We start from the raw sequence: 14,059 nt of genomic DNA, 5'->3' as shown, positions 1-14,059 counted from the left end.
GCATCTACGGGTACAGCGGTCTTACGGGTACAACAGCTGAATCACACGCCGCTTTGCAGAAGCATGTTACGAATGTGACCGATGGCCTTAGTCGGGTTCAGGCCTTTCGGACAAACGTTGACGCAGTTCATGATCCCGCGGCAGCGGAATACGCTGAACGGGTCATCCAGCGAAGCCAGACGCTCGGAAGTCTTGGTGTCGCGGCTGTCTGCCAGGAAGCGATAAGCTTGCAGCAGAGCAGCTGGACCCAGGAACTTGTCCGGGTTCCACCAGAAGGACGGGCAAGAAGTCGAGCAGCAAGCGCACAGGATGCACTCGTACAGACCGTCAAGCTTTTCACGCTCTTCAGGGGACTGCAGACGCTCGATGGCCGGAGCCGGCGTGTCGTTCTGCAGGTAAGGCTTAACCTTCTCGTATTGCTTGTAGAAGATGCTCATATCGACGACCAGGTCACGGATAACCGGCAAACCTGGCAGAGGACGAACGATCAACTTGTTACCTTTTACGACGGCGGACAGCGGCGTAACGCACGCCAGACCGTTTTTGCCGTTGATGTTCATGCCGTCGGAACCGCATACACCTTCACGGCAAGAGCGACGATAGGAGAAACCTTCGTCCTGCTCTTTGATCAGGGCCAGCACGTCCAGCACCATCAGGTCTTTACCACCGGTATCGACCGAGAATTCCTGCATGAACGGCGCAGCGTCCTGATCAGGGTTGTAACGATAAACGCTGACTTTCAACATGGCGGCCACCCTTAATAAGTCCGAATCTTAGGTTCAAAAGTCGGAACAGTCTTCGGCGAGAAGTTCACAGCACGCTTGGTCACGCGCTTGTCACCCGGGAAGTACAGGGTGTGGCACAGCCAGTTTTCGTCGTCACGGTCTTCGAAGTCTTCACGGGCGTGAGCACCGCGGGACTCTTTACGTACTTCGGCAGCGATGGCAGTAGCTTCAGCCACTTCCAGCAGGTTCTGCAGTTCCAGAGCTTCGATACGTGCAGTGTTGAACGCCTGCGACTTATCGTTGATCTTGACGTTGGCGATGCGCTTGCGCAGGTCAGCCAGCTGGGCAATACCCTTCTGCATGTATTCGCCAGTACGGAATACACCGAAGTAGTTCTGCATGCAGTTTTGCAGCTCGCGACGCAGGGTTGCCACGTCTTCGCCTTCGGTACGCTCGTTCAGAGCAGACAGACGCGCCAGGGCCGCATTGATGTCGGCGTCGGTGGCGTCGTCGTATTCGATACCGTCGGTCAGTGCTTTTTCCAGGTGCAGGCCGGCAGCGCGGCCGAATACCACCAGGTCGAGCAACGAGTTGCCGCCCAGACGGTTGGCACCGTGAACCGATACGCACGCCACTTCACCCACTGCGAACAGGCCAGGGATGATTTCGTCGACGCCTTCGTCGTTCTGGGTGATTGCCTGACCGTGAATGTTGGTCGGAACGCCGCCCATCATATAGTGGCAAGTCGGAACAACCGGAACCGGAGCAACAACCGGGTCAACGTGAGCGAAAGTCTTGGACAGTTCGCAGATGCCTGGCAGACGGCTGTGCAGCACTTCCTCGCCCAAGTGGTCGAGTTTGAGCATTACGTGGTCGCCATTCGGGCCGCAGCCGTTACCAGCGATGATTTCCTTAACCATCGAACGGGCAACAACGTCACGACCTGCAAGGTCTTTGGCGTTCGGAGCATAACGCTCCATGAAACGCTCGCCGTGCTTGTTGATCAGGTAACCACCTTCACCACGGCAACCCTCGGTAACCAGTACACCAGCGCCGGCGATACCGGTCGGGTGGAACTGCCACATTTCAATGTCTTGTACCGGCACGCCAGCACGCAGAGCCATGCCGACGCCGTCACCGGTGTTGATCAGGGCGTTGGTGGTGGACGCGTAGATACGACCTGCACCGCCGGTAGCCAGTACGGTGGCCTTGGCACGGATGTAGGTGGTTTCGCCGGTTTCGATGCAGATGGCGATCACGCCGACGAACTCGCCTTCGCCGTTCTTCACCAGATCGACAGCGTAGTACTCGTTCAGGAACACGGTACCGGCTTTCAGGTTGCCCTGATAAAGGGTGTGCAGCAGCGCGTGACCGGTACGGTCGGACGCAGCGCAAGTACGAGCAGCCTGCCCGCCTTTACCGTAATCCTTCGACTGACCGCCGAATGGACGCTGGTAGATACGACCTTGCTCGGTACGCGAGAATGGCATGCCCATGTGGTCCAGCTCGTAAACGGCAGCCGGGCCTTCCTGACACATGTACTCGATAGCGTCCTGGTCACCGATGTAGTCGGAACCCTTGACGGTATCGTACATGTGCCAGCGCCAGTCATCGTTCGGATCAGCCGAAGCGATGGCGCAGGTGATGCCACCCTGGGCAGATACAGTGTGCGAACGGGTCGGGAAAACCTTGGTGATCACGGCAGTCTTGTGACCGCCCTGCGCCAGTTGCAGCGCAGCGCGCATGCCGGCACCGCCACCACCAATGATGATGGCGTCGAAAGAAATCGTTGGAATGTTAGCCATGAATCAGATACCCCAGAGAATCTGCACACCCCAGACGAAGTAAGCGAACATCGCAACGCCGCATACTGCCTGGAAAAGGAAACGTACTGCAGTCGCGGACTTGCCCAGCGCCATTGGCGTCAGGTAGTCGGTCGCGATGGTCCACATGCCGACCCAGGCGTGTGCGCCCAGGGCCACAAGGGCCAGCAGACTGAAGATACGCATCCCGTTGTGGGCGAACAGGCCATGCCATTGGCCGTAGCCAATGCCCGGATTCGCCGCGAGGTATCCGATCAGGAAGATGAAATAAGCCGCGAGAACAACCGCAGACACACGTTGTGCCATCCAGTCATAGAGGCCCGAACGCGAAAGGTTCGTAACGCTGGTTACCATATCCAAACTCCTGCCAGAACGATCAACACCACGGAAACGGCGATGATAATTTTCGAGCCCAGGCGGCCGCCTTCAAGCGTCTCGCCGATGCCCATATCCATGATCAAGTGGCGCACACCGGCTACCAGGTGATACAGAAGAGCGGACAGGAGGCCCCATGCTACGAACTTGGCCAGCGGGCTGGTCAAGCATGCCTTCACCTCGGCAAAACCTTCCTCGGAACCCAGGGATTTGCCCAATGCATAAAGCATGAAGCCAAGGCCCAGGAAGAGGATGATGCCGGAAACACGGTGAAGAAACGACGTAACGCCGGTGATGGGGAGTTTGATGGTCCTTAGGTCTAGGTTTACAGGTCGTTGGCTTTTCACGGCTTTTTTTTCACACTGAAGAGCCCCTAACAATCAGGGCAAAGTTGTTGGGGAGTGCACTGGTCAGGTAACCACCACCCAGGGATGCGACCCCCAATAAAGCAGGCCCAAAAGCCCCTGGCGGTCGGTGGCCGAGTATAGACAGTTAGGCTACTAATGACAACGCGTTCACCTTCCCCTAATAGCTGATTGCACAAGTTGGATAAAAGGCGTAAATGGCAGTCAATTTCGAGGAAAAAGTCCGGTTAAAGCCTTCTGGAGCAAGACTTTAGGCAAATTGACATTCGAATTTATCTCACTATAGTGGTGCGGGCCCTGCGTGGGGGGTCTGTCTGATGATTTCAAGCATAAATAGGAGGCCACATGGCTGACAAAAAAGCGCAGTTGATCATCGAGGGCGCAGCCCCCGTCGAGCTGCCCATTTTAACCGGCACCGTTGGTCCCGATGTTATCGATGTTCGGGGCCTGACGGCCACGGGCCGTTTCACCTTTGACCCTGGTTTCATGTCGACAGCCTCCTGCGAGTCGAAGATCACCTATATCGACGGCGACAACGGCATTCTGCTGCACCGCGGTTACCCGATCGAACAACTGGCTGAAAAGTCGGACTACCTGGAAACCTGCTACCTGCTGCTCAACGGCGAATTGCCGACCGCAGAACAGAAGGCCCAGTTCGTCAGTACCGTCAAGAACCACACCATGGTTCACGAGCAGTTGAAGACCTTCTTCAACGGCTTCCGTCGCGACGCCCACCCAATGGCCGTCATGTGCGGTGTAGTCGGCGCGCTTTCCGCCTTCTACCACGACTCCCTCGACATCAATAACCCGCAGCATCGCGAAATCTCTGCGATCCGCCTGGTTGCCAAGATGCCGACCCTGGCAGCAATGGTTTACAAGTACTCCATGGGCCAACCCATGATGTACCCGCGCAACGACCTGACGTACGCGGAAAACTTCCTGCACATGATGTTCAACACCCCGTGCGAGATCAAACCGATCAGCCCGGTGCTCGCCAAGGCCATGGACCGGATTTTCATCCTCCATGCCGACCACGAGCAGAACGCATCGACGTCAACCGTACGCCTGGCCGGTTCTTCGGGTGCCAACCCGTTCGCCTGTATCGCCGCCGGCATCGCTGCACTGTGGGGCCCTGCCCACGGCGGTGCGAACGAAGCCGTTCTGACCATGCTGGATGAAATTGGCGATGTATCGAACATCGACAAGTACATCGCCAAGGCCAAGGACAAGAACGATCCGTTCAAACTGATGGGCTTCGGTCACCGGGTTTACAAAAACCGCGACCCACGCGCCACCGTGATGAAGCAGACCTGCGACGAAGTACTGAAAGAACTGGGCATCAAGAACGACAAGCAGCTCGAACTGGCCATGCGCCTGGAAGAGATCGCCCTGACCGACCCGTACTTTATCGAACGCTCGCTGTACCCGAACGTCGACTTCTACTCGGGGATCATCCTCAAGGCGATCGGCATTCCAACCAGCATGTTCACCGTTATCTTCGCCCTGGCGCGGACTGTTGGCTGGATCTCCCACTGGAAAGAAATGCTCTCCAGCCCGTACAAGATTGGCCGCCCGCGCCAGCTGTACACCGGCTACGAGTCGCGTGACATCACCAAGCTGGAAGACCGCAAATAAGACCTGTCTTGCGATAACGTCTTAACTGCACCGGAAACGGCCTCTATTTATATAGAGGCCGTTTTTGTTTGTGCGCTTTGAAAGTCCTCATCCCACCACCCTCCTCGCCGCGCCGGAAAAAGCGGGACGCAGAGCATCCCCGGCAGCATTCCCACGCAGAGCGTGGGAACGATCATCCTACACATCTGTTAGAGATGGGTCGGCTGGCAGGCCGCCATCGCCGGCAAGCCATGCTCCTACAGGGAATGAGTACATCTGCAAAAGGCTGGCCGGCTGTCAGGCCGCAATCGCGGGCAAGCCCGGCTCCTACAGGGAATGAGTACATCTGCAAAAGGCTGGTCGGCTGGCAGGCCGCCATCGCGGGCAAGCCCGCTCCCACAAAAAGCAAAACAACACACATCCGCTGTTGCCCCTCACCACTCATCAGGCCGAGCGTTAGCTCGCCTACAGCTTTTGATCTTGATCCACCCGCCCCTTCGGGAGGCTGAGTAGAGGTGTTCATCCGGGGAGTGGCGCGCAGCGCCGTTCGACGCAGTCGAACACGCTGCATGTAGGTCGAAGCGAAGCCGACCGGAGGGCAGTGTCCCCGGAGGGATACCGGAGCGAAGGAACGCCGAGCCTTAGCGAGGGGCCGGACGCTCGGGGCGAGCGCTTTTGGTTACTTTTAAGGCGTTTGTTAAAAGTGACTCGCCGTAAGGGCGAAACCCTAAGCCGCCATTACCGCAACAACGGATATGTACTCAATCAACAAAAACACAGGCCGGCTATCAGGCCGCCTCGACAAAAAACCAAATTCAGACCGATAACCGCCCAATAAAAAATGCCCCGATCTCTCGACCAGGGCATTCATATTTTACGCAACTTACATAATTACCACTGAAACCTTAGTGCGCAACCGCCCCACTCGCCCCCAACCCAGTCTGCGAACGAACAAACTGCGGGAAGAACAGCGCACGCTCATTGTCAGCTGCGGTCGATTTGTCAGTAACCGAGAAGAACCAGATACCGACAAACGCAATCGCCATCGAGAACAGTGCAGGGTACTCATACGGGAAGATCGCCTTCTCGTGATGCAGGATCTGCACCCAAATGGTTGGCCCAAGCACCATCAAGCCCACAGCGCTGACCAGCCCCAACCAGCCGCCAATCATCGCACCGCGCGTGGTCAGCTTCTTCCAGTACATGGAAAGCAGCAGCACCGGGAAGTTACAGCTCGCCGCGATGGAGAACGCCAGGCCCACCATGAAGGCGATGTTCTGGCTTTCGAACAGAATGCCCAGGCCGATCGCCAACACACCGAGTGCGATGGTGGTGATTTTCGAGACGCGGATTTCATCCTTGTCGTTAGCCTTGCCCTTCTTGATCACACTGGCGTACAGGTCGTGAGACACCGCAGTAGCACCGGCCAGAGTCAAACCAGCCACTACAGCCAGAATGGTTGCAAACGCGACCGCCGAGATAAAGCCCAGGAAAATACTGCCACCCACCGCGTTGGCCAAGTGCACCGCCGCCATGTTGTTACCGCCCAACAGTGCGCCAGCCGCATCTTTAAAGGCCGGGTTGGTGCTGACCAGCAAGATCGCGCCGAAGCCGATGATGAAGGTCAGGATGTAGAAGTAACCAATGAAGCCGGTTGCGTACAGCACGCTCTTGCGAGCTTCTTTCGCGTCACTCACGGTGAAGAAGCGCATCAGAATGTGCGGCAGGCCAGCGGTACCGAACATCAGCGCAAGCCCTAAGGAGAATGCCGAGATCGGGTCTTTCACGAGGCCGCCTGGGCTCATGATCGCTTCACCTTTAGGGTGAACCTTGATCGCCTCGGAAAACAGCGTGCTGAAGTCGAAGTTGACGTGCTTCATCACCATCAGTGCCATGAACGAGGCACCGGACAGCAGCAGCACAGCCTTGATGATCTGAACCCATGTGGTCGCCAGCATGCCGCCAAACAACACATACAGGCACATCAGGATGCCGACCAGAATCACCGCAACGTAGTAGTCGAGACCGAAAAGCAGCTGGATCAGCTTGCCGGCACCCACCATTTGCGCGATCAGGTAGAACGCCACCACCACCAGCGAGCCGCAAGCAGACAGCGTGCGGATCTGGGTTTGCCCCAGGCGATAGGACGCCACGTCGGCAAAGGTGTATTTACCCAGGTTACGCAGGCGCTCGGCGATCAGGAACAGAATGATCGGCCAGCCCACCAGGAAGCCGATCGAGTAGATCAGGCCGTCGTAGCCGGAGGTGAATACCAGGGCGGAAATCCCCAGGAAGGACGCCGCGGACATGTAGTCACCGGCAATCGCCAGACCGTTCTGGAAACCAGTGATCTTGCCGCCCGCCGCATAATAGTCGGCAGCAGAATTGTTGCGCTTGGAAGCCCAATAGGTGATGCACAGGGTCAAACCGACAAACGCCACGAACATCAAAATGGCGGAAACGTTGAGCGGTTGTTTATGCACTTCGCCGGTCAGGGCTTCACCCGCCCAAACGGCCGGGGCAAAGGCTGCGATGCTCAATAGAGCCATTAGACGCCGGATCATTGCTGAGCCTCCTTGAGAATCGCATTGTTCAGGTCGTCGAATTCGCCATTGGCGCGTCGTACGTAGATTGCAGTCAGGACAAAGGCCGAGACAATCAGCCCGACACCAATGGGTATCCCCCAGGTAATCGAAGACTCAGGGGTGATTTTCGCCCCCAGCACCTGCGGCCCGTAAGCAATCAAAAGGATGAATCCGGAGTAAAGCCCAAGCATGATTGCCGAAAGAATCCAGGCGAATCGCTCCCTCTTGCTGACCAGCTCCTTGAAGCGCGGGCTGTTTTGAATCGAGAGGTAAATGCTGTCGTTCATTGTTTTTATCCTCGCAGCACAGATTATTGTTAGAACGTTATCCACTCTATGCGGCTGCGATACAGGTTCCAGACGACCTTAGTATTAGAACGACATGACTGTTTTGTTTCCTGTAGGAGCCCGGCTTGCCGGCGATGGCGATTTTGAGACCGCCATCGCAGGCAAGCCGGGCTCCTACAGAAACGCAAAAGGCCGCTTGGCGGTTATGCCAAGCGGCCTTCAGAAGTGCTGACCAGACGCGTCAAATCAAATCATTTGGTCCAGTCGGCAACACGTTCCGGGTGTTTGGCCACCCAATCCCTCGCCGCGGCTTCCGGCTTGGCACCATCCTGGATTGCCAGCATGACTTCGCCGATTTCATCTTTCGACGCCCACTGGAAGTTCTTCAGGAACTTGGCCACTTCCGGTGCCTTGGTGGCGAGTTCTTTGCTCCCGATGCTGTTTACGGTTTCAGCGGCGCCATAAACGCCTTTCGGATCTTCCAGGAAGCGCAGCTTCCACTTGGCGAACATCCAGTGCGGCACCCATCCGGTCACGGCAATGGATTCGTTTTTCTTCTCGGCACGGGTCAGCTCGGCAATCATGCCGGCGCCGGAACTGGCCTTGAGTTGATACCCGGTCAGGTCGTAGTCCTTGATTGCCTGTTCGGTCTTGAGCATCACGCCTGAACCGGCGTCGATGCCGACAATGCGGTTTTTGAAGCTGTCGTCGGTTTTCAGATCGCCGACGGTTTTGGCTTTGACGTACTCCGGCACGATCAGGCCGATTTTTGCGTCTTTGAAGTTCGGACCGTAATCGACGACCTGATCCTTGTTCTTGGTCCAGTAATCACCGTGTGTCACCGGCAACCAGGCCGACAGCATGGCATCGAGTTTGCCCGTGGCCACACCCTGCCACATGATCCCGGTCGCGACGGCTTGCAGTTTCACGTCATAACCCAGTTTCTGTTTGATCACTTCAGCCGCTACGTGGGTCGTCGCGACGCTGTCGGACCAACCGTCAACGTAACCGATGCTCAGGGTTTTGCTCTCGGCATTGGCCATGGTGGAGCCAATCGCAAGCACCAGAGCGGCACCTGCACCTAAAAGTCGTCGCATCTTCATCGTTACTTCCCCGAAAGTGCTGCGCTCGACGGATGCCGAGTCGCGTCAACGTATTGTTATGGTGCACAGCGCCCTCATCACGCCCACCGCAAACTCGTTCGAACATCAGCGTGATTTATCTATGAGAGCACTGATGCTTCGATAATCAACCTCGCGACAATAGCGACCTGCTCTGCCAGCGACATCAAGGCATCGAGAAACGACATCAGAACGCCATTAATCTTGAGCGGCGCAAACGCCTCGACCGCTCCGCCCGAACTTTGCATGTCAAAACCATGCAGGCCACCTGAGCCGGGAGAAATGCAGGTAACATGCGCGGCTTTGCTCTCAGACGGCCTGACCATGCCCGCGACATCACGCTTTCCTTTTTTTGCTTACCTGTTCGCCTGTCTGCTGGGGTTGTTTGCCTTCGGCGGCTTTTGGTACGGCCTCGGCAAACCGGTGATTCTGCCGGACGTGGCCAGCGCGACACACAAACTGCAATGCGCCTCCTACACCCCGTTCGACAAAGATCAATCGCCGTTCGATGTGCCGTTCAAGTTGCGTCCGGAACGCATGGACGCCGACCTCGCGCTGCTGGCCAAAAGCTTCGAATGCATCCGCACCTATTCCATGACCGGCCTCGAGGCCCTGCCCGACCTGGCGCGCAAACATGGCTTGAAACTGATGATCGGCGCCTGGGTCAACAGCAACCCGGTGGACACCGAGAAAGAAGTCGACCTGCTGATCGCCTCGGCCAATGCCAACGCCGACGTGGTGACCTCGGTCATCGTCGGCAATGAAACCTTGCTGCGCAAAGAAGTCACCGGCGCGCAGCTGGCCAGGCTTATCAACAAGGTCAAAAGTCAGGTCAAGCAGCCGGTCACTTACGCCGACGTATGGGAGTTCTGGCTCAAGCACCCGGAAATCGCCCCGGCGGTGGACTTCCTGACCATCCACTTACTGCCGTACTGGGAAGATGATCCCTCGAACATCGACGCGGCCCTGCAACATGTGGCCGAAGTGCGCCAGGTTTTCGGCAACAAGTTCGCGCCCAAAGACGTGATGATTGGCGAAACCGGTTGGCCGAGCGAAGGCCGCCAACGGGAAACCGCCCTGCCGAGCCGGGTCAATGAAGCCAAGTTCATTCGCGGTTTTGTCGTGATGGCAGAACAGCATGGCTGGCATTACAACCTGATCGAAGCCTTCGACCAGCCATGGAAACGTGCCAGCGAAGGTGCGGTCGGTGGCTACTGGGGATTGTTTGACGCTGATCGCCAGGACAAGGGCGTGCTCGCAGGCCCGGTGTCGAACGTGCCGTACTGGTCGCAGTGGCTGGCGGTGGGCGTGGTGATTTTTTTCGGCACGTTGATGCTTGGCGGTCGCGTTCGCAGCACTCGCGCCGCGTTGGTACTGCCACTGCTCGGCGCACTGGCGGCTTGTTCGATTGGCGCGTGGGGTGATCTGGCTCGCGTCACCACACGGTTTGCCAGCGAATGGCTGTGGGTGGCGCTGCTGACGGCGTTGAATTTGCTGGTGTTGACCCATGCCGCACTGACGCTGAGCGCCCGCACGGGTTGGCGTGAGCGCGCCTTCAATGCGCTGGAGCGCCGGGCTGGCTGGTTACTCGCGGCGGCAGGATTTGCCGCCGCGGTGATGATGCTGGAACTGGTGTTCGATCCGCGCTATCGCAGCTTCCCGAGTGTCGCGTTCATCCTGCCGGCGTTGGTTTACCTGTGCCGCCCGGTGAGCGTGCCACGTCGCGAGATTGCGTTGCTGACCTTCATCATCGGGGCTGGCATTGCGCCGCAGTTGTTCCGTGAAGGTTTACACAACCAGCAAGCCTGGGGCTGGGCGCTGGTGAGCGGGCTGATGGTTGCAGCGTTATGGCGCAGTTTGCGGGTTCGCAACAGGTAAACGTCGGCGAAGCTTCTGGCCTCATCGCGGGCAAGCCACGCTCCCACAGGACTCTGCAGCGAATGCAGCATTTGTGTACGACAAAATCCCTGTGGGAGCGGGCTTGCCCGCGATGACGATTTATCAGGCGCTACGAGAAGCCCGAACCAACCGCAAACCCGCAATCACCACCGCAAAAACAGCCAGCGTCGTGTTGTACAACGCCAGTGCCGGGAACCCGAACACCAGCGCCAGCACCGCCAGCCACCAACCTGCCCGGCCCGGCAGCACGAAGCCAAGCACCGCTGCCGAAATCGCCGCCCAGCCCAGCACGTTGAAGTGAATCATCAAGCCCAGATTCGAACGCACCCCACATTCCCAGCGGTTAGCCTCGTCCACGCAGATGCCCACCCACTGCCCATCCTCCATGAAGCCATAACGCGCGCCGTAACTGGCGGCCAGCCATAAAGGCAGCAAAACGAGCAGCAAAAACACGGGCAGACGGCGGGACATGAAACACTCCAATAGGGGAAAACGGCGGCCAGCTTAATCCCCCGACAGCGGTATGCAAACGCGAGCAACAGATAATTGGTAAGGAAACCGCTGCAAAGTGTATCGTCCAGCTACTATTACCCGAAAATAAGCCTCTTTGGTGCCGATGCGTGGCACTTTGGCGCAATACAAGTGGTCTTAGCCTGCGAACTTTATTCAGCACCTTCTTCTAAGGGATCTAGTCATGCTCCGTTCCTTGCGCTTCGCCGCCCTGTTTTGCGGCCTTATATTGAGTGCGTCCGCACTGGCAGTCGATATCGACGCCGCCAGTTATGGCTACCCCTTGACCAACCCGTTCGAGGCGACCATCGCAACGACACCTCCGGACCTGCGTCCGGAATTGCCGCTGGACGACGACATCAATCAGCGGGATGAAACCATCACGCTACGCCCGGAGCGCGCCTTCGAACTGCCAGACAACTTCTGGGCCGTGAAGAAGCTGACCTACCGCATCGCTACGCAAGATAAAGCCGCACCGCTGATCTTCCTGATTGCCGGCACCGGTGCCCGTTATGACAGCACCCTCAACGAATACCTGAAAAAGCTCTACTACCAGGCCGGCTATCACGTGGTGCAACTCTCGTCGCCGACCAGTTTCGACTTCATCGCCGCCGCCTCTCGCTTCGCCACCCCCGGCATAACCAAGGAAGATGCCGAAGACATGTATCGAGTGATGCAGGCCGTGCGGGCACAAAACCCGAATCTGCCGGTCACCGATTACTACCTGACCGGTTACAGCCTGGGCGCCCTCGACGCGGCGTTTGTCGCGCATCTGGACGAAACCCGCCGCAGTTTCAACTTCAAGAAAGTCTTGCTGCTCAACCCGCCAGTCAACCTGTACACCTCGATCACCAACCTGGACAAACTGGTCCAGACAGAGGTCAAGGGCATCACCAGCAGCACTACGTTTTATGAGCTGGTGTTGAACAAGCTGACCCGCTACTTCCAGCAGAAAGGCTACATCGACCTCAACGATGCCCTGCTCTACGACTTCCAGCAGTCCAAGCAACACCTGACCAACGAACAGATGGCCATGCTGATTGGCACTTCATTCCGTTTCTCGGCTGCCGACATTGCCTTCACCTCGGACCTGATCAACCGTCGCGGCCTGATTACGCCGCCGAAATTCCCGATCACCGAAGGCACCAGCCTCACGCCGTTTCTCAAGCGTGCGCTGCAATGCGACTTCGACTGCTACATCACCGAACAGGTCATTCCGATGTGGCGTGCCCGCACTGACGGCGGCAGCCTGCTGCAACTGATCGACCAGGTCAGCCTGTATGCGCTCAAGGACTACCTGCACGACAGCCCGAAAATCGCTGTGATGCACAACGCCGACGACGTGATCCTGGGCCCGGGCGACCTCGGTTTCCTGCGCAAGACCTTCGGCGATCGCTTGACCGTTTATCCACTCGGCGGCCATTGCGGCAACCTTAACTACCGCGTCAACAGCGACGCCATGCTGGAGTTCTTCCGTGGCTAAATATCTCCTGCTTATCGCTGCGTTACTCTGTGCAGGCGTCGCCAATGCCGACAACAGCAAAGCCAACGCCCCCGTCGTGATCGACAATGACGGCTTCAAGGAGCCGCTGAGCAAACTCAAGTTCAACCCCGGGCTGGACCAGCGCGAGTTCGAACGCTCGACGCTCAACGCACTGGCCGTCTATGACCCGCTGGAAGAGTGGAACCGCCGGGTGTATCACTTCAACTACCGCTTCGACCAATGGGTGTTCCTGCCCGTGGTCGACGGCTATCGCTACGTCACGCCAAGCTTCCTGCGTACCGGCGTGAGCAACTTCTTCAACAACCTCGGCGACGTGCCGAACCTGGTGAACAGCCTGCTGCAACTCAAGGGCAAGCGTTCGATGGAAACCTCTGCGCGCCTGCTGCTCAACACCACCATCGGCATCGCCGGCCTGTGGGACCCGGCCACCGCCATGGGCCTGCCGCGCCAGAACGAAGACTTCGGCCAGACCCTGGGCTTCTACGGTGTACCAGGCGGCGCCTACTTCGTCTTGCCAATTCTCGGGCCGTCCAACATCCGCGACACCGGCGGCCTGGCAGTCGACTTCACCGTAGAGTCAGCGATCAACTACCTGAACGTCTCCGAAGTCAGCTCCAATCATCCTGAAGTGTGGATCCTGCGCGGCATCGACAAACGCAACCAGACCCGCTTCCGCTATGGCCAGCTGAACTCGCCGTTCGAGTACGAGAAAGTGCGTTACGTGTATACCGAGTCACGTAAGTTGCAGATCGCCGAGTAATTCCGGCGGCAACAAAAAAGGCCATTCGATGTGAGTCGAATGGCCTTTTTTTATTCAATCACCCATGGATGACTTGCGATTGTTGGGGATCTGCGCCGTAGTCATTTTCACCCTTGGTTCCTCGGGTCCCCATAGATATCAAAACCAAAAGCGGGCCAATGAAAGGGATAAGTATCCATAGAAAGTTAACCCCTCCTTTGTTCAAATCATGATATCGCCGCCATGTAACCGCCAACCGAGGGCAAATAGTGCACACCGAATACACCGGAAGGAGCAGCAAGTAGACTCGTTCTTCGAGTAAACCCGACCACAATCCAAAAGCCAACCAGCATAGAACCAAGCAATTTTCGACTAGAGTAAACATCCAATACTCTTTCCTGCCGGCCCTACCTTGAAACGTTGCGTATTTCCCCAGCACCTGCAAATACCACTTCATCCCTAAACCCTTTAGCTTCTGGAAAATCCATTCAGGCTATTGCAGCCCAAACAGG

Annotated in this window: 14 protein-coding genes; 4 read left to right on the top strand and 10 right to left on the bottom strand. The window is 57.4% G+C overall.

What is annotated here, in order from left to right; genetic code table 11:
* Positions 1-41 precede the first annotated feature (41 nt).
* The 4 genes from C7534_RS16995 to sdhC are packed head-to-tail and all read right to left on the bottom strand — an operon-like array spanning position 42 to position 3,270.
* Positions 42-746: a succinate dehydrogenase iron-sulfur subunit gene (locus C7534_RS16995; RefSeq protein WP_046032887.1), complete on the bottom strand. Its 705-nt coding sequence runs from the start codon at positions 744-746 to the stop codon at positions 42-44.
* Positions 747-757: 11 nt separating this feature from the next.
* Entirely contained in the window at positions 758-2,530 is a 1,773-nt protein-coding gene (gene sdhA / locus C7534_RS16990; RefSeq protein WP_046032886.1) for a succinate dehydrogenase flavoprotein subunit, read from the bottom strand.
* A gap of 3 nt (positions 2,531-2,533) precedes the next feature.
* On the bottom strand, positions 2,534-2,902 hold the full coding sequence (gene sdhD, locus C7534_RS16985) for a succinate dehydrogenase, hydrophobic membrane anchor protein (protein ID WP_109786437.1): 369 nt from the start codon (positions 2,900-2,902) through the stop codon (positions 2,534-2,536).
* Positions 2,896-3,270 (bottom strand): succinate dehydrogenase, cytochrome b556 subunit, encoded by a 375-nt coding sequence (gene sdhC, locus C7534_RS16980; RefSeq protein WP_015096190.1) that lies wholly within the window; start codon positions 3,268-3,270, stop codon positions 2,896-2,898. Before sdhC ends, sdhD begins: the two co-directional genes overlap by 7 nt.
* A 363-nt stretch (positions 3,271-3,633) precedes the next feature.
* Between sdhC and gltA the strand changes: the two genes are divergently transcribed.
* Positions 3,634-4,923, top strand: a complete 1,290-nt coding sequence (gltA, locus tag C7534_RS16975) for a citrate synthase (RefSeq protein ID WP_007945132.1) — start codon at positions 3,634-3,636, stop codon at positions 4,921-4,923.
* Between the two features lie 884 nt (positions 4,924-5,807).
* Here gltA and C7534_RS16965 read toward each other — a convergent pair.
* From C7534_RS16965 to C7534_RS16950, 4 genes are all read right to left on the bottom strand, one after another.
* Positions 5,808-7,466, bottom strand: a complete 1,659-nt coding sequence (locus C7534_RS16965) for a cation acetate symporter (protein ID WP_046032885.1) — start codon at positions 7,464-7,466, stop codon at positions 5,808-5,810.
* A complete protein-coding gene (locus C7534_RS16960) occupies positions 7,463-7,774 on the bottom strand; it encodes a DUF485 domain-containing protein (RefSeq protein ID WP_109786436.1) in 312 nt (103 codons plus the stop codon). The genes C7534_RS16965 and C7534_RS16960 overlap by 4 nt, the downstream gene beginning before the upstream one ends.
* 251 nt (positions 7,775-8,025) lie before the next feature.
* Positions 8,026-8,877 carry a glycine betaine ABC transporter substrate-binding protein gene (locus C7534_RS16955; protein WP_109786435.1) on the bottom strand — a complete coding sequence of 284 codons (852 nt, stop codon included), beginning with the start codon at positions 8,875-8,877 and terminating at the stop codon, positions 8,026-8,028.
* 119 nt (positions 8,878-8,996) lie between these two features.
* On the bottom strand, positions 8,997-9,143 hold the full coding sequence (locus tag C7534_RS16950; RefSeq protein ID WP_256577147.1) for a hypothetical protein: 147 nt from the start codon (positions 9,141-9,143) through the stop codon (positions 8,997-8,999).
* Positions 9,144-9,177: 34 nt separating this feature from the next.
* Between C7534_RS16950 and C7534_RS16945 the strand changes: the two genes are divergently transcribed.
* The gene (locus C7534_RS16945) at positions 9,178-10,773 is read left to right on the top strand and encodes a glycoside hydrolase family 17 protein (protein ID WP_077430645.1); all 1,596 of its coding nucleotides are present in this window, start codon (positions 9,178-9,180) and stop codon (positions 10,771-10,773) included.
* 123 nt (positions 10,774-10,896) lie between these two features.
* Here the strand turns inward: C7534_RS16945 and C7534_RS16940 are convergent, their stop codons facing one another.
* The gene (locus tag C7534_RS16940) at positions 10,897-11,265 is read right to left on the bottom strand and encodes a hypothetical protein (RefSeq protein WP_046032881.1); all 369 of its coding nucleotides are present in this window, start codon (positions 11,263-11,265) and stop codon (positions 10,897-10,899) included.
* Positions 11,266-11,488: 223 nt separating this feature from the next.
* Between C7534_RS16940 and C7534_RS16935 the strand changes: the two genes are divergently transcribed.
* Both C7534_RS16935 and C7534_RS16930 read left to right on the top strand, forming a co-directional pair.
* Complete coding sequence (locus C7534_RS16935) at positions 11,489-12,787, top strand: serine/threonine protein kinase (RefSeq protein WP_046032880.1); 1,299 nt, start codon at positions 11,489-11,491, stop codon at positions 12,785-12,787.
* On the top strand, positions 12,780-13,568 hold the full coding sequence (locus C7534_RS16930; RefSeq protein ID WP_046032879.1) for an MlaA family lipoprotein: 789 nt from the start codon (positions 12,780-12,782) through the stop codon (positions 13,566-13,568). Before C7534_RS16935 ends, C7534_RS16930 begins: the two co-directional genes overlap by 8 nt.
* Before the next feature lie 58 nt (positions 13,569-13,626).
* On the opposite strand, the gene C7534_RS33300 is transcribed toward C7534_RS16930, so the two are convergent.
* Positions 13,627-14,004, bottom strand: a complete 378-nt coding sequence (locus tag C7534_RS33300) for a DUF805 domain-containing protein (RefSeq protein ID WP_109786434.1) — start codon at positions 14,002-14,004, stop codon at positions 13,627-13,629.
* Positions 14,005-14,059 lie beyond the last annotated feature (55 nt).

It is taken from the genome of Pseudomonas sp. OV226, assembly GCF_003148705.1.
Classification (GTDB): Bacteria; Pseudomonadota; Gammaproteobacteria; order Pseudomonadales; family Pseudomonadaceae; genus Aquipseudomonas.
The sequence above is the reverse complement of the archived record's forward strand: the minus strand, read 5'-3'. Positions and strand labels throughout refer to the sequence as shown.

Excerpts from the sequence above, each read along its gene's own strand:
- C7534_RS16965 (WP_046032885.1), bottom strand. The coding sequence starts at position 7,466 with ATGATCCGGCGTCTAATGGCTCTATTGAGCATCGCAGCCTTTGCCCCG.
- sdhD (WP_109786437.1), bottom strand. The coding sequence starts at position 2,902 with ATGGTAACCAGCGTTACGAACCTTTCGCGTTCGGGCCTCTATGACTGG.
- C7534_RS16995 (WP_046032887.1), bottom strand. The coding sequence starts at position 746 with ATGTTGAAAGTCAGCGTTTATCGTTACAACCCTGATCAGGACGCTGCG.
- sdhA (WP_046032886.1), bottom strand. The coding sequence starts at position 2,530 with ATGGCTAACATTCCAACGATTTCTTTCGACGCCATCATCATTGGTGGT.
- C7534_RS16935 (WP_046032880.1), top strand. The coding sequence starts at position 11,489 with ATGCTCCGTTCCTTGCGCTTCGCCGCCCTGTTTTGCGGCCTTATATTG.
- C7534_RS16950 (WP_256577147.1), bottom strand. The coding sequence starts at position 9,143 with ATGCAAAGTTCGGGCGGAGCGGTCGAGGCGTTTGCGCCGCTCAAGATT.
- C7534_RS16940 (WP_046032881.1), bottom strand. The coding sequence starts at position 11,265 with ATGTCCCGCCGTCTGCCCGTGTTTTTGCTGCTCGTTTTGCTGCCTTTA.
- C7534_RS16945 (WP_077430645.1), top strand. The coding sequence starts at position 9,178 with ATGCAGGTAACATGCGCGGCTTTGCTCTCAGACGGCCTGACCATGCCC.
- C7534_RS33300 (WP_109786434.1), bottom strand. The coding sequence starts at position 14,004 with ATGAAGTGGTATTTGCAGGTGCTGGGGAAATACGCAACGTTTCAAGGT.
- gltA (WP_007945132.1), top strand. The coding sequence starts at position 3,634 with ATGGCTGACAAAAAAGCGCAGTTGATCATCGAGGGCGCAGCCCCCGTC.
- C7534_RS16960 (WP_109786436.1), bottom strand. The coding sequence starts at position 7,774 with ATGAACGACAGCATTTACCTCTCGATTCAAAACAGCCCGCGCTTCAAG.
- C7534_RS16955 (WP_109786435.1), bottom strand. The coding sequence starts at position 8,877 with ATGAAGATGCGACGACTTTTAGGTGCAGGTGCCGCTCTGGTGCTTGCG.